Below are 16744 nucleotides of genomic sequence, written 5' to 3' on the forward strand. Positions count from 1 at the left end.
CTGACGCCGGGTCAGCTCGCCGGCGGGTCGAGTGGACCACCTCTTCTGCGACACTGGTGGGCATGCTGCCGACCCCCGCCGACCCCGTCCGTCCGATCTGTTCGGCCAAGGGTTGCCGTGCCGACGCGCGCTGGGTCCTGGCGTGGAACAACCCGAAATTGCACACACCCGAGCGGCGCAAGACATGGCTCGCGTGCGACGAGCACCGTGAGCACCTGTCGCAGTTCCTGGCGATCCGCGGATTCCTCAAGGACACCGTCGCGTTCGCCGACTGGCACGAGCCGCAGACGCCCGCCGGTCCGCCCGGCGAGAGTTCCTGACCCTCGACCGCACGGCCCCGCCCGCGAACTCGGCCTCGGAGTCGGAGTCCGGCCTCGGAATCCGGTCTCCGAACCCGGCTTCCGAACCCGGCTTCCGAACCCGGCTTCCGAACCCGGCTTCCGAAGTGGGCTCGATCCGGTGCCGCGACCGCCCGACTCAGCCGCCGATGGCCGACATCGGCCGATCCGGCTGGAGGAACGTGGGGTCGTCGATCCCCGCGCCGGCCTTCTTCGTGCGCATCGCCGCCCGCCACCGCTCGGCGATCTCGGCGTCGTCCGCACCGCCGCGCAGGGCGGCCCGCAGATCGGATTCCTCGCGGGCGAAGAGGCAGTTCCGGATCTGTCCGTCCGCGGTGAGCCGGGTCCGGTCGCACGCGCCGCAGAACGGGCGCGTCACCGAGCCGATCACACCGACCGTCGCCGGGCCGCCGTCCACCAGCCACCGCTCGGCGGGGTTGCTGCCGCGGGCGTCCTCCGGGTCGAGCCGGAACACCGAGCGCAGCGATTCCAGGATCTCCCCGGCCGTGATCATCTCCGAGCGCTTCCAGCCGTGCTGCGCGTCCAGCGGCATCTGCTCGATGAACCGCAGCTCGTAGCCGCGCTCGACGCACCACGCGAGCAGCGCGGGCGCCTCGTCGTCGTTCACGCCGCGCATCAGCACGGTGTTGACCTTGACCGGTCCCAGCCCCGCGTCCACCGCCGCCGCGAGCCCCGCGAGCACGTCCGCGTGCCGATCGCGCCGGGTCATCGCCTTGAACCGGACGGGGTCCAGCGTGTCGAGCGAGACGTTGACCCGGTCGAGGCCGACCTCCTTCAACGTCCCGGCCAGGCGGGCGAGGCCGATTCCGTTCGTGGTCACGGACAACGTCGGCCGTGGTTCCAGGGCCGCGGCGGCGCGCACGATGTCGACCAGCTCGCGGCGCAGCAGCGGCTCGCCGCCGGTGAAGCGCACCTCGTTCACGCCGAGCAGGGTCACCGCGATCCGCACGAGCCGAGATATCTCGTCGCCGGTCAGCAGCTCGGGCTTGGCCAGCCAGTCGAGCCCCTCCTCGGGCATGCAGTACGTGCAGCGCAGGTTGCAGCGGTCGGTCAGCGACACGCGCAGGTCGGTCGCCACCCGGCCGAAACCGTCGACGAGTCCTGCTGTGACGTACTGCGTGTTCACCTTTGACCCCTTTCTGCGTCCGGCAAGCTTCCCAGGTTACGCGCGTCGGTCGTACAGGCGGGTCCCCGGGCTACGTATGACGCCCCGTCGGGGTTGCAGTGGCGTATCCCACACGGGGATCGGTAACCGCAGCTCGCTAGGTGTGCGTGATCCGCGAGAGGATCCAGGCCCACCCCGAGGAGGCTTCACCGGTGAGACACGCAGCGGGCAGTGGTGCACAGCCCGACGAAGGGGGTACACCCGACGGAGCGCACTTTCTGGACACCTCATGGGAACGGCACACCGTCGTCCCGCCCGGCCCACCCACTCCACCCAATCAACCCAATCAACCCAATCAACCCAATCAACCCGGCACGCCCGGCACGTTCGACGCGCCGACCACGCCGGTGCCGGTCGACTGGTCGCATCAGCAATCGGCCGCCCCCACCCCGCCCGACGAGCCCGCCGCGGCGGAGCCCCGGTCCCGGCGCAACGCGCAGGAGCCGCCCCGGCGCAAGCGCGGCGCGCTGGTGGTCTGGGGTCTGGCGGGTGCCCTCGTGATCGGCGCGACCGGCGTCGCCGCGGCGGTGTTCGTCGGAGGCGGGGACGACGACAAGAAGAACCGCGCGGGCACGGTCGGCGCGGAACTGTCCCCCGGGCCCACACCCGCCCCGTCCACGCAGCAGCCGGCCACCACCACGCCGCCGCCGTCGTCGAGCGCTCCGTCGTCGAGCCGGCGCCCGTCCTCGTCGGCATCCGCGTCGAAGTCCGCCGGCGCGAAGCCGCCGGCCAACGACGTGGACGCCCCGAAGGACCCGAGCGCGCTCACGCCCGCCGCCTACAGCGCGTGGCAGAAGATCAAGACGGCGATGGCCGCCGAGGGCGTCACCCTGAACCTGAACTCGGGCAAGCGGGGGTGGGCCCACCAGCAGAGGTTGCTGGACAACAAGATCGCCGAGGTCGGCTCCCGCGAGGAGGCGCTGCGCTGGGTCCTGCCGCCGGAGAAGTCGATGCACGTCCAGGGCGTCGCTGTCGACATCTACCCGGCGAACGCCCAGGCGTGGCTCCAGGCCAAGGGCGCCAAGTACGGCTGGTGCCGGATGTACGACAACGAGGAATGGCACTTCGAGTACAAGGCCTCGTACACCTCGGGTTGCCCGGCTCGGCTGCCCAGCGCGCTGGATTCGTAGCACCGCGCGCGGGGCCATGGGAGTGACCTCCCGACACTCCGCGTCCGCCCGATCGTTGTACGCCGTGCCCGCCGAGGAGTCTCGCCGGGTACGGCGTCGGGACATGGGGTCTCGGGGCCGGCATAGCGGAGAGGCGCGCCTGTGCGAGGTTCGGCCCTGATCGCCCCCAATCCCGATCCCAACCATCGCCGCCCGTTCGGCATGGTGCCGCTGCCCTATCCGGTCTCCACACCGGCCTGGCGCGGCCCCGACCGGTCGACCGAGGCGAAGCGCGGACTCGCCGAACCCGTGCCCTGGTACGGCCGCGACTGGCGTTAGCGCACGCCGGGGGCGGGTGCCGAGGACCAGGGCGGGGCAAAGTCGAGGCGCGGGTGGGCGGGTGGGCGGGGCGGGTTCAGGGCTTGTAGGGCACCGACGGCACGTCGAAGCAGTTCGCGGTCATGTCCGGTACCTGGTTCACCCACCCGCCCGGCGCGGCGTCCTGCCAGCGCACCACGTCGAAGCAGGTCCGGGTCGGCGCGGCCACCTGCGCGACCGGCTCGGCCTTGAAGTCCACCGGGATCAGCAACCCGTGCGCGTCGTAGCCCTCGGGTCGGGTGACGAACCGCTCGACACACGCCCGGGTCACGTCGGCCCCGCAGGACGCGATCGCGTCGGTGAGCCACATCGCGGAGGCCCAACCCTCCAGCTCCCACTGCGAGAGCCGGTCCTCGCGGTCGGGGAAGTACTTCTTCATCGCGGCCCGGAACTCGGCCACCGCCGGGTGCGCGGTGTCCGCGTAGCTGCGGCTGTTGCCGGTCGCGTAGATGCTGTTGCGGCAGGTCGGGGACGCCTTGAAGTCCTCGCCGACCCGCGCGTTCCAGTTCTGCACGTTCGTCACCTTGGCGGTCACCCGCAGCCCGGCACCGTCCATCGCCTTGCACAGCTCGGCGTTGCCGCGCGTGTCCACGGCGTCGAAGACGATGTCGACGCCCTTGCTGCGCATGTCCACCACGGCCGCGGCGAAGTTCGGCAGCGCGAAGTCGACCTGCTTGTCGAGCACGGTGTAGCCCTCGACCCGCAGGCCGTCGGCGACGGTCTGCGCGTAGCGCGCCGAGTCGGCCTGGTTGTACGACACGACGGCGGCCGTGCGCGCCCCGAGCTTCTCCTTGAAGTACCGGTACACCTCGGTGCTCGCGTAGAGACTGCCGTCCCACCCGACCCGGCCGTCGCGCGGAGCCCGCGAGCCGTAGATCGAGTAGAGGTGGGGGTAGGTCTCGTACGCGGTCCCCACCGGCTGGCCGCCGACGTCCGGGACGCCCTTGTCGCTCACGTACTTGGCCGCGTTGTAGCTGTAGATGCTGTTGCCGGCGAAGGCGAACACCTTGTCGTCCTCGACGAGTCTGCGCGCGCAGCGCTGGTTGGCGACGCCGTATCCGGTGTCGTCGCACGCGTCGACCTTGATCTTGCGCCCGTTGACGCCGCCTCGGTCGTTCAGCGCCTTGAAGTACGCCTGCGCGCCGTACATCGGACCGGAGAACGTCTCGTCGCCGAGGATGCCCTGGACGGTGTCGATCATTCCGACGGTGATCTCGGTGGGCGTGACCCCCACGTCGGACGCGGTGTTGGCGCTGGTACCGGCGGGCGCGCGCGTCGGCGCGGCGTCGCGGAAGTCGCGTTCGGGCAGGCGCGAGCCGCATCCGGCGAGCGCGCTCAGCGACGTACACAGCAACAGGGCCACCGAGGCGCACCGCACGCGCCGTCCGATCGAACGATGCATGGTGTGCTCCTCGGTGGCCCCGGTGCCGTGACCGGTTACGTGCCCGGGTTTCGGTCACGGCACGCGTCGCGATGGGGTGGATCAGGCCTTCGGGCAGCCCTCGACCACGGTGCCCGGCTTGAGCGCGCTCACGAGCGTGCAGACCGTGCTCAGGCTGACCTTCCAGGTGCCGTCCTGCTTCACGGCCTTGCCGTGCTGGCCCGGCAGCGCCGGGGTGCCCGCGAGCAGGATGTCGAACGTGACCTCCGCGTTGTCACCGCTGATCTTGACGGCGGTGGTCTTGGAGGTGACGGTCTTGGCCATCGGGTCGTTCGCGAGCTGGTCGACGAGACCGCCCATCTTGTCCGCGTTCTCCAGGACCGCCTTGCGGTCCGGGAGCGCCGCGGTGTTGTCGAAGAGCTTGTCCCAGTTGTCGGCGACCTTCTTCTCCTCGCCGGTCAGCGTCGTCGCACCGCCGGGGGCGGCGGTGGTGCCGCCCGCGGCCGGGGTCGTCGGCGTGGTCGCGGCGGGCGTCGTCTGCGCGGGGGCCGGAGCGGTCACCGACGGGGCCGACTTCTTGTCGTCCTTGTCGTCGTCGTCACCACAACCGGACAACACCAGCACCGCCGCGACCGGCAGCGCCAGCCACGCGCGTCGCATCCCCTTGCGACGACCGATGCCGTTGCCCGTCTTCGACTGCTCGTTGATCGTGTCCACGCTCACGTGCGTTCACCACCCGTTCCGCCGGTTCATCCGGCGTCCTGTTGCTGTTGATGTAGCCAGGAACTAGCTGGGTTACCGGCTAGTCATGTTGCCACGTGCGACTCGGTATCCAATCGTGTTCCGGGCCGTATGACCAGATCCCGGAGAACTACGCTGAGGCACGGATGCGCGATGAGGCGGACTCGACGGGTGGACCACATGGCAGGTGCGACGGATTCGGCGGCTTCCGCGGGTTCCGCAGGGACATCGAACTCCCCTGCGAACTCCCTTGCGAACGCCGATACGAACGCCGATACGAACGTCCATGCGAAACGACAGCGTACGGCCGACGCGGCCGCGACCAGGGACGGATTGCGCGAGTTGCTGCGCACGCGCGGCGGCTGGCTGGTCGGATTGTGCGGCGTGCTGTTGTGCGCGCTGGGGTGGTACGGAGTGTCCGGCGAGCGGTACGAGGCGCGCCAGCTGCCCTATCTGGCGTCGGCGACCATTCCGGGCGCGGCGCTGATCGTCGCGGGCGCGGTGCTCGTGGTCGGCACCCGGCGGGGCGCCGGCGGCGCGGACGGCTCGGGTGCGGTGGACGCGGAGCTGCGATCGATGGTGGGTCAGCTGTATCGGCTGCTGGTCGAGCCGGTGCCGGGTGACGCCGCGGGCGCGCCGGCGGGTCCGGCGGCCGACGCGCCGTGGGTCGCGGTGCCGGGTGGCGCGCGGTACCACCGGCGCGGGTGCTCGTTGGTGCAGGGCAAGAACGGGCTGTTCCCGGTGGACGCGACCACGGCGCTGAACAAGGACCTTCGGCCGTGCCGGCTGTGCGACCCGGGCCGGTCGGCGGCGGCGTCGGGGGCAGCTGCGGGTTCCGCGGATCCGGCCGAGCCGACCGCATCGGCCGAACCGACCGAACCGCGCTCGGACGGCTGAGCGCCGTGCTCACTCTGGATCTGGCGATCGCCGGGCTCGGCGTGGGCGCGATCGCCGCGCTCGCGGCGGTCGGCATGATCACCTCCTACCGGGCGACCGGCGTGTTCAACCTGTCCTTCGGCGCGCTCGCGATGATCGTCGCCTACCTGGTGTGGCAGCAGGTGCGAGTCTGGGGCTGGCCGTTGTGGGCCGCCGTGCTGCTGGACGTGGGCGTGGTCGCGCCGGCACTCGGGTTGCTCCTGGAACGGTTCGTCTTTCGCGGGCTGCATCGCGAAGGGGCCGGGCCGGCCCGGATGTTGGTCGCGTCGCTGGGCGTGTTCGTGCTGTTGGTGGGGATCGCGACCCTCACGTGGGGGACCCAGGCCCGACTCGACCCGCCGTCGATCGTGCCGGCCGGGACGGTCGGGCTGCCGGGCGACACGTCGGTGCCGACCGGCACCCTCGTCGAGCTGGGCGTGGTGATCGCGGTCGCGGTCCTGGTCGCGGTGGTCACCCGGTACACGCGGTTCGGGGTACGCCTGCGGGCGGTCGTGGACCGGCGCCCACTGGCCGAGTTGGCGGGCGTACCGGCGGATCGGGTCTCGGCGGTGGGCTGGGCGTTCGGGTCGATGCTGGCCGGGCTCACCGGCGTGTTGCTCGCGCCGCACCTGCGGCTCGATCCGTACGGGCTCACGCTGCTGGTGCTGGAGACGATCGGGGTCGTGGTGGTGGCCAGGCTGGCGAGTCTGCCGGTGGCGATCCTCGCGGCGCTCGCGATCGGGGTGGGGCAGAGCGAGCTGACCCGGCTCGAACTCGACTCGTGGGGGCTCGTGCAGGCCCTCCAGGCGAATCTGTTCGTGGTCGTGATGCTGGTCGCGCTGCTGGCGCTGCCCCGGATGGTCGAGGTGGGCGGTACGGACTTCGCGCGGGCGTCGGCGGTCCGGATGGGGACGGGCCGCGGGGAGAGCACGCCGGCCGGGTGGTGGCTGCCGTTCGCCGTGGTCGCGGTGGCGCCGCTCGCGTTCGGGGCCGAGCATCTGCGGGTCGCGCAGCAGGTGCCGGCGCTGGCGATCGTGTTCGTGTCACTGGTGATGCTGACCGGGTACGCCGGGCAGATCTCGCTCGGCCAGGCCGCGTTCGCGGGCCTCGGCGCGCTCTTCGCGGCGCAGTTGATGAGCCGTCAGGTCCCGGGCCTGGTCGCGCTGTTCCTGGCCGCGGCGCTGGTGGTGCCGGTCGGCCTGCTGACCGGGTGGCCGGCGATCCGGCGGCGCGGGTTGACGCTCGCGCTGACCACGTTCGCGGTGGCCGCGGTGGTGAGCCGGTTCGTGTTCGCGCAACCGCGCTTCACCACCGACCTGACGCTCGACCACCCGTGGCCGTTCGAGGACGAACGCGCCTTCTACGCACTGGAGTTGGTCTGCCTGGGGCTGGCCCTCCTGGTGGTCCGCCGGCTGCGCGTGAGCCGGCTCGGGCGGATGCTGGTCGCGGTCCGCGACAACGAGGACGGCGCGGCGGCGGCCGGCGTGGACGTGTCCTCGGCCAAGGTCTTCGTCTTCGCGGTCGGCGCGGGCGTCGCGGCCCTGGGCGGCGCGCTGCTGGGCATGGGCGGCCGGGCGTTCGACGCGGCGGCGTTCGACCCGGTGCTCGGCCTGGTGTGGTTCGCCGCGGTGGTCGTCTTCGGCGTCGACAGCGCGGCGGGCGCGGTGCTGGCGGCGGGCCTGGTGGTCGCCCTGGACGCGGCGACCACGGCGGGCATGTCGACGCTCGTGATCGGCGGCCTGGCGGTGCTGCTGTCCCGGATGCCGGGCGGCGTGCCGGCGACGGTGCTGCGCCTGGTGGCGGGTCGGCCCGCGGCCTCGCCGGTGCCCGAGGCGGTCCGGCTGACGCCGTGGGGGCGGGCATTGCGCGAACGGGTGCGGCCTTGAGACGGGCGGGGCGAGGTGTGGACGGATGAGCGCGTTGCGGGCCCAGGGGCTGGTGCGGCGGTTCGGCGGGCTGCGCGCCGTGGACGGGGTGGACCTGGTGGTGCCGGCGGGTGCGGTGACGGCGGTGATCGGGCCGAACGGGGCCGGGAAGAGCACCCTGTTCGACTGCCTCGCGGGCGGGCGGGTCGACGCCGGGCGGGTGTACCTGGGTGCCCGCGACGTCACGCGGTTGCCGGCGCACCGGCGGGCGCGGCTCGGGCTGGCCCGGACGTTCCAGGTGGTGTCGGTGTTCCCCAGCCTGACCGTGCTGGACAACCTCCGGGTGGGCGCGGAGAACCGGTCGGGATCGTCGGCCCTCGCGCGGCTGCTGGGCCTGCCGGAGCCGTCGCACGGGCGGACCGGGTTCGCGGTCGAGGCCGCGCTGCGCGGGCTCGCGCTGACCGAGCACGCGCACACGCCGGCGGGCGAACTCCCGGCCGGGATCCTGCGGATGGTCGAACTGGCCCGCGCCCTGGCCGCGTCCCCGTCCGTGCTCCTGCTGGACGAGCCGGCCAGCGGCCTCGACGACGCGCAGACCGACCGGCTGCGCCACGAACTGCGCGCGCTGGCCGCCGACGGCCTGGCGATCCTGCTGGTCGAACACGACATGGACCTGGTCTTCGGCGTCGCCGACACGGTGCACGTGATGGCGGCGGGCCGGATCGTCGCGTCGGGCACCCCCACCGAGATCCGACGCGACCCCCAGGCCAGGCAGGTGTACCTCTGATGCCCATCGCCCTCGCGGTCAAGGGACTCCGCGTCCGGCACGGCCCGATCGAGGCCCTGCACGGCGTCGACCTGGACTTCCCCGCCGGCGCCGTCACCGCCCTGGTCGGCCGCAACGGCTCGGGCCGCACCACGCTGCTCGACACGCTGGCGGGCCTGGTCCGCCCGACGGCCGGCCTGGTCACCTGGAACGGCGCCGACATGACCACGTGGCCGGCGGACCGGCGGGCCCGAGCCGGCCTGACGCTGATCCCGGAACGCGGCGGCGTCTTCGCGGGCCTGACGGTGGCCGACAACCTGCACCTGTTCGCCGACGGCGGGGACTTCGCGGCCGCCCTGACGGCCTTCCCGATCCTGGGATCGCGGCTCGGGCAACGGGCCGGCACCCTCTCCGGCGGCGAACAGCAGATGCTCGCCGTCAGCCGCGCCCTGCTGACCCCCTCGAAGCTGCTCCTCCTCGACGAGCTCAGCCAGGGCCTGGCCCCACGGGTCGTCGCCCAGTTGTACGAGGTCGTCACGAGCCTGGCCGGCACCGACCGCACGGTCGTCCTGGTCGAACAGCACACCGGCGAGGCCCTGCGCCGCGCCGAGGTCGTCTACGCCCTGAGCCGCGGCACGGTCACCTTCCGAGGCGACCCGACGGAGTTCCTCGCCCACCCGGACACGTCCCACCGCGGCTGACGCCGGAGGTCGGCTCGGGCGGGCGGGCGCTCGGGTGTCACGCCGCGCTCCCGGCGGGGGCGGGAACCGGCAGCGGGCCCGCGTCGTGACCACCCCCGATGGCGAACACGATCGCCGCCGCCCAGTCTCGGGGCCGGCCGTCCCCGAGGGCCGAGGACAGCCGGGCCATCCGGGCGCGTCGTTCCCCGGGCTTCATGGCCAGCGCGCGCCGCAGGGTGTCCGCGAGGTTCGCGGGCGACCTCGGATCGGTGAGCAGCGCGTCCGCGCCGAGTTCCACGGCGGCCCCGGTGTACCGGGACAGCACCAGGACCCCCGAGCGGCCGGCCGCGGACTGTACCGCGACGAACTCCTTCGCGGTCAGGTTCATCCCGTCCTGCAACGACGTCACCCAGAACACGTCCGCGGCGAGGTAGTGGTCCAGCACGTCGGCGAACGACAGGTTGTGCGGGAAGTAGTCGACGGGCTGCCAAGTCGCCGTGCCGAAGCGCCTGTTCACGTCGTCGATACGGCGTTCGAGGGCGGCGCGGGTCGAGTCGTAGGCGGTGATGCCCGGTTCCGGCGGCGGGCACACCAGTCGGAACCGGAGACGACCGCGCAGTTCCGGGCCGGCGGCGAGGAGGGCGGCGATGGTGTCCACCTTGCGGACGGGGGCCTTCGCGTAGTCCAGACGCTCGACGGACAGGACCAGGGGGCCGCCCGTGGAGGGCGGGTGGAGCTCGCGTGCCCGGGTCATCCGTTCGATCGCCTCGCGGTCGACGCCCAGCGGGTGCACGCCGACGCTCGGCCGTCCGCTCTCGCCCAGCGTCGCCCGGAAGTTCGCGGCGAATTCCTCGGTCTGGAAGCCGGCCCAGTCCAACGCGGCCAAGGAGGTGCGTACTTCGGCCGCCACCGGAAGGGCCTCGAACACCTCGGCGGGGGGAAACGGCGTGTGGTGGAACAACCCCACCCGCAGGTCGGGCCGTGCGGCCCGGAGCAGCCCCGGGACGAGCCACAGGTTGTAATCGTGGAGCCAGACCGTCGCCCGCAAGGCGGCGCGGTCGGCGATGTGTTCGGCGAACCTGCGGTTCACCGTCCGGTACTGAGCCCAGGCCGCCGTATCGAAGCGCATGCGTTCGGGCTCCGACATCAGCGCCGGCCACAGCGTCTCCTTGCAGGCGCGATGGAAGTACCCCGACCATTCGCCGGGACTGAACCGCTCCAGGGACAGGGGCAGTCCGGTCTCCTGCCCGCGCATCTCCGAGGACGCCACGTCCTCGTCGAACACCGCCCCCGCGACCCACAGCGCGGCCGCGTCGGTGCCGCCGACCGCCTGGCCGGCGCCGAACAGACCGCGCAGCGTCGGCAGGATCCCGTTCGGGCTTGTCGGAGCACGCCATCCCGCCGGCGTCCATACCGTCGGCGCGCGGTGATATCCCACGACGAACGCGTACTCCGACTCGACCCAGCCCAGCTTCTGCAGCGCCGCCAGGATCCCCGCCGCGCCGGCGCCTCCGGGCCGGTGCACCTTCTCGTCCGCGGCCACCGCGCGGAGCAGCGCGGGCTCGGCGTCGCCCACGACGACGCCATGCGCACCGATCCCGTACATCGACAGGTCGTTCAGCGAGTCGCCGGCCACCAACAGATCCGACGGCGCCCAGCCCTGGGCGCGGGCCAGGGCTTCCACCGCGGCGCCCTTGCTCGCCGACGGTGGCAGGACATCGAAGTACCGCCCGGCCGAGTACGACCAAGAGCACCCCAGCGCGGCGACCGCGGCGGTGAGTTCCTCGGTCAGGTCCCCCGGGCGCAGGTGAAAGGAACACCTCCCGTCCTGCGCCACACCGTCCTGATACGTCAGCGCGGGGAACCGCGACAGCGCCCGACGCACCCTGGTCGCCCCGGGCCAGCCGTCGCGCAGGCACGCCTGTAGATCCGCGACGGGGCTCAGGTCCGTTCCGTCGGCGACGGTCGCCCCCACGTCGGCGACGATCCACCGCGGCCTGGGCACCAGTGGGTCGCGGAGCACTTGACGCACGGAAGGCAGCCCCCGACCCGTCGAGAACACCACGGTGATCTCCGGATGGCGTGCCAGAACCCGGCGGAGCCGCCGGCGTTCGGCGTCCGTACCGCCCAGCAGAGTCCCATCCAAGTCGGTGACCAAGACCTTCACTGCCCGCCCCCGTCCGACCGCGCGGCGCGGACGCCAAGGGCGCCGTCGCGCCCGTGTCCCCCCGCGGTCAGCACATGAAAATGCCCTCCGCCCGGCGAGCAGGAGAGCATGATCGACCAAACGACACGGAACGCTAGCACGCGGGAATCACTGTAAGAAGTGCGACGGCAACCAATGGTGACGGTGCGAGCTCACGTCGAGGACGCGGGCGGCGGAACCCTCGCGAGCCAGGCGGACAACCCGGAGGCGCCCAACGCCGCGGTGGACCCGGGCGCCGTGGTCGCCGCCGCGCCGCAGGCCACAGCCGCCGCCAGGCATCCGGCCACGTCCCAACCGGCGAGAACGCCGTGCACGAATCCGGCGTTGAAGCAGTCGCCGGCGCCCGTGGTGTCCACGACGCGCACGGGCACCGCGGGCGCGACGAACCGCGTCCCGTCCCGGACGGCGAGCGCGCCGTCGCCACCACGCTTGACCAGGACCGTGCCCACCAGCCCGCCCAACACCGCCACGGCGCCGTCCAGTGTGGACGCACCCGTCAGCCGCAGCGCCTCGGCGGCGTTGGGCGCGAAGACGTCCACGTGCGCGAGGACCTCGCGCACGGTCGGCGTATCCAGCGTGACCGGCACGTCCTGGCAGTCCATGAACACCAGCGCACCCAGCTCCCGAACGGCGCGCAGCACCTCCGCCACCCCCGGTCCGTACCGCAGTTCCGGCAGCACCAGTACACGCGGCCGGTGCGCGCGCACCAGATCGTCCAACGGGCAGGGTTCCACCGGGTCCTGGAAACTGACCATCGCCCGGTCGGCGGGATACGACAGCGCGACGGTGACGCTGCGCACGGCCCTGGCGTGGTGGCGGAAGCCGGATTCGTCCAACCCCTCCGCGCGGGCGCCGGCCAAGACCTGCCGGCTGAACGCGTCGTCGCCGAAGTCGGTGGCCCACACCACGTCGTGCCCGAGCCGGTGCAGCGCCATCGCCGGGTTGAAGGCACCGCCGGGCATCATCTCGAACCCGCCGGCGAACGTCTCGCTTCCCGCGGACACCCGACGGGGCAGGTCGTGGAAGATCAGATCGGCGAAGTACGCCCCGGCGACCAGGACTTCCCGACCACCCGGCATGCCCACCGTCCGCACCGTCACCAATTCTTCTCCGCAGGGATCCCGGCCCGGGTCGCCGCGCCGCCCGGCAGAGATGGTCTGCCGGGCGGCGCGTCCACCAGCGGTCGCTCGGGTCAGGTCACATGGCCTGGCTCTGGGACGACATGTTGAAGTCCGCGATCCGCAGCGGCGGCATGGCCGCGCGGGTGAACCAGTCGCCCCACTCGCGCGGGTAGGTGCGTTCGGTGCGGCCCGCCTCGATCGCGCGGCCCAGGACGTCCACGGGCGACTCGTTGAAGCGGTAGTTGTTCACCGCGCCGACCACCTCGCCGCCCTCGACCAGGTACACGCCGTCCCGGGTCAGGCCGGTGAGCAGCAGCGTCTGCGGGTCCACCTCGCGGATGTACCACAGGCAGGTCAGCAGCAGGCCGCGCTCGGTCGAGGCGACCATGTCCCGCAGGCTCGGACCGTCGTCCGGCGCGGCCATGATCAGGTTGTCGATCTCCGGCGCGACCGGGAGCCCGGTCAGCTCGGCGGTGTGCCGGTTCGTCATCAGGGACGTGAGCACGCCGTCGGTGATCCAGTTCGTGCGCTTCAGCGGGAGCCCGTTGTCGAACACCGAGGACGCGTCGCTGGAGGCGTGCGCGATGGTGAACGGCGCGCTCTCCAGGCCCGCGTAGCCCGGGTCGCCGTACAGGGTCAACGGCAGGTCGGTGAGCCGCTCGCCGACCCGGGTGCCGCCGCCGTGCTTGCTGAAGACCGTGCGGCCCTCGTGCGCGTCCCGGGCGCCGCCCTGCCAGTACATGTAGACCATCAGGTCCGCGACTGCCGTGGGCGGCAGCAGGGTCTCGTAGCGGCCCGCCGGGAGGTCGATCGTGCGGGACGCCCAGGACAGCCGCTGTCCGAGGTCGGCGTCGACCGCGGCCAGGTCCACGTCGCGGAAGTCGCGGGTGGGCATGCCGGCCCACGCGGAGCGGGTCAGGTCGGTCGACTTCGCGTTCAACTCGACGTGCCCGGTGGGCTGGTCGTGCCGCAGGCGGAGGCCCGCGGACGTGCCCAGGTAGGTCGAGGTGAGCTCGTGCGAGGCGAACCCGTACAGCAGCCGGTCGCCCTCGCGGGCCCGCCCGAACGCGGCGCCGAGCGCGGGCGCGAAGTCCTCGAACACGCCGATCGAGGTCTGCGCCGGCACGTCCTCGAACCCGCCGTCGGGGCCGCCGGAGGGCCCGATCAGCGGCCGCGCGTCCTCGGCCGGACCGGCGTCGCGCGCGGCCGCCTCGGCGGCCCGTACCAGGCCCTCCAGCTGATCCACGGTCACGCCGGTGCGCGAGATCGTCCCCGACGCGGTGCCCTCGGTGCCCGCGACGGTCGCCACCACCGTGACCCGGCGCCCGCGCGTCTCGCCGTTGGTGGTCAGCGCGTTGCCGGCCCAGCGCAGGTTCGCGGCCGAGGTCTCCTCGGCGATCACCACGCAGCCGTCGGCCTTAGACAGCGCGAGCGCCCGCTCGACCGTCTCGTTCGGCCGCGTCACCACGGTCTGCCCGCTCATCGACCCGCCTCCTGAACCGTGTTGAGGACCTTCACGCCGCGGAACAGCGCCGACGGGCAGCCGTGGCTGACCGCCGCGACCTGCCCCGGCTGCGCCTTGCCGCAGTTGAAGGCGCCGCCCAGGACGTAGGTGCCCGGGCCGCCGACCGCCTCCATCGACCCCCAGAAGTCGGTCGTGGTGGCCTGGTAGGCGAAGTCCTTGACCTGGCCGACGATCCGACCGTCCTCGATCAGGTACGCGCGCTGGCCGGTGAACTGGAAGTTGTACCGCTGCATGTCGATCGACCACGACTTGTCGCCGACGATGTACAGGCCCCGGTGCACCCGGCCGATCAGCTCGGCCGTGGACAGGTCGTCGCCGCCCGGTTGCAGCGAGACGTTGGCCATCCGCTGCACCGGCACGTGCCCGGGGGAGTCCGCGTGCGCGCAGCCGTTGGACCGGCCCAGGCCCTGCATGAGCGCCATCCGCCGGTCCAGCTGGTAGCCCGTCAGGACGCCGTCCGTGACCAGGTCCCAGCTCTGCGTCGCGACACCCTCGTCGTCGAAGCCGATCGTGGCGAGCCCGTGCCGCACGGTGCGGTCGCCGGTGACGTGCATCACGGGCGAGCCGTACTGGAGCTTGTTCAGCTTGTCGAACGTCGCGAACGAGGTGCCCGCGTAGGCGGCCTCGTAGCCGAGCGCGCGGTCCAGCTCGGTCGCGTGCCCGATCGACTCGTGGATGGTCAGCCACAGGTTGCTCGGGTCGATCACCAGGTCGTACTCGCCGGGCTCGACGCTCGGCGCGGCCAGCCGCTCGCGGAGCAGCTCCGGCAGCGAGGCCAGCTCCGCGTCCCAGTCCCAGCCCTCGCCCTTGACGTACTCCCAGCCGCGGCCGACCGGCGGCGCTATGGTGCGCATCGTCTCGTACGCGCCGGACTCGCGGTCCACCGCCGTCACGGTCAGTGCCGGGTGGATGCGCACGCGCTGCTGCGTGGTGGTGGTGCCCGCGGAGTCCGCGTAGAACTTGTTCTCCTGGACCACCATGCAGGTCGCGTCCACGTGGTCGACGCCGTCGGCGGCGAGCAGCTCGCGGCTCCAGCGGGTCAGCAGGCCGATCCGCTCGGCCTCGGGGACGTCGAACGGGTTGATCTTGTACGCCGAGATCCACGTCTCGTCGGCGTGCACCGGCTCGTCGGCCAGTGCGACGGTCTCGCCCGCGCCGGCGGCCTCGCTCACCGAGCGGGACACCCGGGCGACCGCGACGGCCTGCTCGGCGACGTACGCGGCGGCCTCGGGGGTCAGGTCGACGCCGGCCGCGAATCCCCACGCGCCCTCGTGCACGACGCGGACCGCGAAGCCCACGTCGGTGGTGTCGACGGACGAATCGGTGCGCCCGTCGCGCAGCCGGAAGGACGCGTCTCGGACGCGCTCGAAGCGGAAGTCCGCGTGTTCGGCGCCCAATTCCCCGGCTCGGGACAGGGCCGCGGCGGCCAACTCCCGAAGCGGGTAGGCGAGGAACGTCGGATCGATCTCGTTGGGCACCCATTCCTCCATACGTTCGGCCTGTCGGCTCGCGGCGTTCAGTCAACCAGAGGCATGCCGACGGCATTCCGATCGGACGGGTCTTGCGCGCGGGCGGGCGGGCCGAAACCTGCGCCGAGGAGGCCGGCCGGTTTTCGTGGGTGGGCGGCGCGACGGGATCTCGACGCCGGCCCTTCGGGCGGTCTTGTCGGGTTCCCACAACGATCGATCCACGGACGCTGTCCCGGACCGGATTCCCCTTACCCCGGGGTAGCCCGATAGCGTCATCGTGACGCGAGCCGACGGCACGCACGGCATGCGCGAGCGCATCCGAGGACAACGAGGACACGAGGACAGAGGAGTGATCCGTTGAGCCGGTCCGTACTGGTCACGGGAGGAAACCGGGGCATCGGCCTGGCCATCGCGCGGGCCTTCGCCGCCGACGGCGACAAGGTCGCGATCACGTACCGCTCGGGTGAGCCCCCGGAGGGGCTGCTCGGAGTGCGGTGCGACATCACCGACGGCGAGCAGGTCGAGCAGGCGTTCAAGGAGGTCGAGGCCGCGCACGGCCCGGTCGAGGTGCTGATCGCCAACGCCGGCATCACCCGCGACACGCTCCTGCTGCGGATGAGCGAAGAGGACTTCACCAGCGTCCTCGACACCAACCTCACGGGCACGTTCCGGGTGGTCAAGCGCGCGAGCAAGGGCATGCTGCGGGCCCGCAAGGGTCGTATCGTGCTGATCTCGTCGGTGGTGGGGCTGCTCGGCTCGGCGGGCCAGGCCAACTACGCGGCCTCCAAGGCCGGCCTGGTCGGCTTCGCCCGCTCGATCGCGCGTGAGCTCGGCTCGCGCAACATCACCACGAACGTGGTCGCGCCCGGCTTCGTCGACACCGCGATGACCGAGGTGCTCGGCGAGGAGCGCAAGGCGCAGATCCTCAAGGAGATCCCGCTGGCTCGCTACGCGGACGTGGACGAGGTCGCCGGGGTCGTCAAGTTCCTGACCTCGGACGCCGCGTCGTACATCACCGGAGCCGTCATCCCTGTCGACGGCGGACTTGGAATGGGGCACTGAAC

15 protein-coding genes are annotated in these 16744 nt (G+C 72.4%); 8 read left to right on the forward strand and 7 right to left on the reverse strand.

Translation table 11 applies throughout. The features are described from left to right. Positions 1-62 precede the first annotated feature (62 nt). Positions 63-320 (forward strand): hypothetical protein, encoded by a 258-nt coding sequence (locus tag OG928_RS25470; RefSeq protein WP_406287746.1) that lies wholly within the window; start codon positions 63-65, stop codon positions 318-320. Positions 321-477: 157 nt separating this feature from the next. On the opposite strand, the gene moaA is transcribed toward OG928_RS25470, so the two are convergent. Then, on the reverse strand, positions 478-1485 hold the full coding sequence (gene moaA / locus OG928_RS25475) for a GTP 3',8-cyclase MoaA (protein ID WP_406287747.1): 1008 nt from the start codon (positions 1483-1485) through the stop codon (positions 478-480). A 191-nt stretch (positions 1486-1676) separates the two neighbouring features. Between moaA and OG928_RS25480 the strand changes: the two genes are divergently transcribed. Both OG928_RS25480 and OG928_RS25485 read left to right on the forward strand, forming a co-directional pair. Continuing rightward, a complete protein-coding gene (locus OG928_RS25480) occupies positions 1677-2654 on the forward strand; it encodes a D-alanyl-D-alanine carboxypeptidase family protein (RefSeq protein WP_406287749.1) in 978 nt (325 codons plus the stop codon). Between the two features lie 141 nt (positions 2655-2795). Further along, on the forward strand, positions 2796-2972 hold the full coding sequence (locus tag OG928_RS25485; RefSeq protein WP_406287752.1) for a hypothetical protein: 177 nt from the start codon (positions 2796-2798) through the stop codon (positions 2970-2972). A 76-nt stretch (positions 2973-3048) separates the two neighbouring features. Here OG928_RS25485 and OG928_RS25490 read toward each other — a convergent pair whose 3' ends face one another. Next, positions 3049-4413 (reverse strand): ABC transporter substrate-binding protein, encoded by a 1365-nt coding sequence (locus OG928_RS25490; RefSeq protein WP_406287754.1) that lies wholly within the window; start codon positions 4411-4413, stop codon positions 3049-3051. Between the two features lie 81 nt (positions 4414-4494). Beyond that, entirely contained in the window at positions 4495-5115 is a 621-nt protein-coding gene (locus OG928_RS25495; RefSeq protein WP_406287756.1) for a hypothetical protein, read from the reverse strand. Between the two features lie 360 nt (positions 5116-5475). Here OG928_RS25495 and OG928_RS25500 point away from each other — a divergent pair, with 360 nt between their 5' ends. From OG928_RS25500 to OG928_RS25515, 4 genes are read left to right on the forward strand one after another with little or no spacing between them, the layout of a single operon-like run. Continuing rightward, positions 5476-6030: a hypothetical protein gene (locus OG928_RS25500; RefSeq protein ID WP_406287758.1), complete on the forward strand. Its 555-nt coding sequence runs from the start codon at positions 5476-5478 to the stop codon at positions 6028-6030. Positions 6031-6035: 5 nt separating this feature from the next. After that, positions 6036-7934: an ABC transporter permease subunit gene (locus tag OG928_RS25505; protein ID WP_406287759.1), complete on the forward strand. Its 1899-nt coding sequence runs from the start codon at positions 6036-6038 to the stop codon at positions 7932-7934. Positions 7935-7959: 25 nt separating this feature from the next. Next, entirely contained in the window at positions 7960-8700 is a 741-nt protein-coding gene (locus tag OG928_RS25510; RefSeq protein WP_406287761.1) for an ABC transporter ATP-binding protein, read from the forward strand. Further along, on the forward strand, positions 8700-9380 hold the full coding sequence (locus tag OG928_RS25515; protein ID WP_406287763.1) for an ABC transporter ATP-binding protein: 681 nt from the start codon (positions 8700-8702) through the stop codon (positions 9378-9380). Before OG928_RS25510 ends, OG928_RS25515 begins: the two co-directional genes overlap by 1 nt. A 37-nt stretch (positions 9381-9417) precedes the next feature. Here OG928_RS25515 and OG928_RS25520 read toward each other — a convergent pair whose 3' ends face one another. The 4 genes from OG928_RS25520 to OG928_RS25535 all read right to left on the reverse strand — a co-directional run bounded on the left by OG928_RS25520 (position 9418) and on the right by OG928_RS25535 (position 15689). Further along, entirely contained in the window at positions 9418-11526 is a 2109-nt protein-coding gene (locus OG928_RS25520; protein WP_406287765.1) for a trehalose-6-phosphate synthase, read from the reverse strand. A 191-nt stretch (positions 11527-11717) separates the two neighbouring features. Then, complete coding sequence (locus OG928_RS25525) at positions 11718-12665, reverse strand: carbohydrate kinase family protein (protein WP_406287767.1); 948 nt, start codon at positions 12663-12665, stop codon at positions 11718-11720. A 97-nt stretch (positions 12666-12762) separates the two neighbouring features. After that, a complete protein-coding gene (locus OG928_RS25530) occupies positions 12763-14169 on the reverse strand; it encodes a metallopeptidase TldD-related protein (RefSeq protein WP_406287769.1) in 1407 nt (468 codons plus the stop codon). Beyond that, a complete protein-coding gene (locus tag OG928_RS25535) occupies positions 14166-15689 on the reverse strand; it encodes a TldD/PmbA family protein (protein ID WP_406287771.1) in 1524 nt (507 codons plus the stop codon). The genes OG928_RS25530 and OG928_RS25535 overlap by 4 nt, the downstream gene beginning before the upstream one ends. 348 nt (positions 15690-16037) lie before the next feature. On the opposite strand from OG928_RS25535, the gene fabG reads away from it, so the two are divergent. Beyond that, positions 16038-16742, forward strand: coding sequence for a 3-oxoacyl-[acyl-carrier-protein] reductase (fabG, locus tag OG928_RS25540; protein WP_406287773.1), 705 nt, complete (start codon positions 16038-16040; stop codon positions 16740-16742). The last annotated feature ends 2 nt before the right edge of the window (positions 16743-16744 follow it).

Source organism: Embleya sp. NBC_00896, from assembly GCF_045207785.1.
Lineage (GTDB): Bacteria > Actinomycetota > Actinomycetes > Streptomycetales > Streptomycetaceae > Embleya.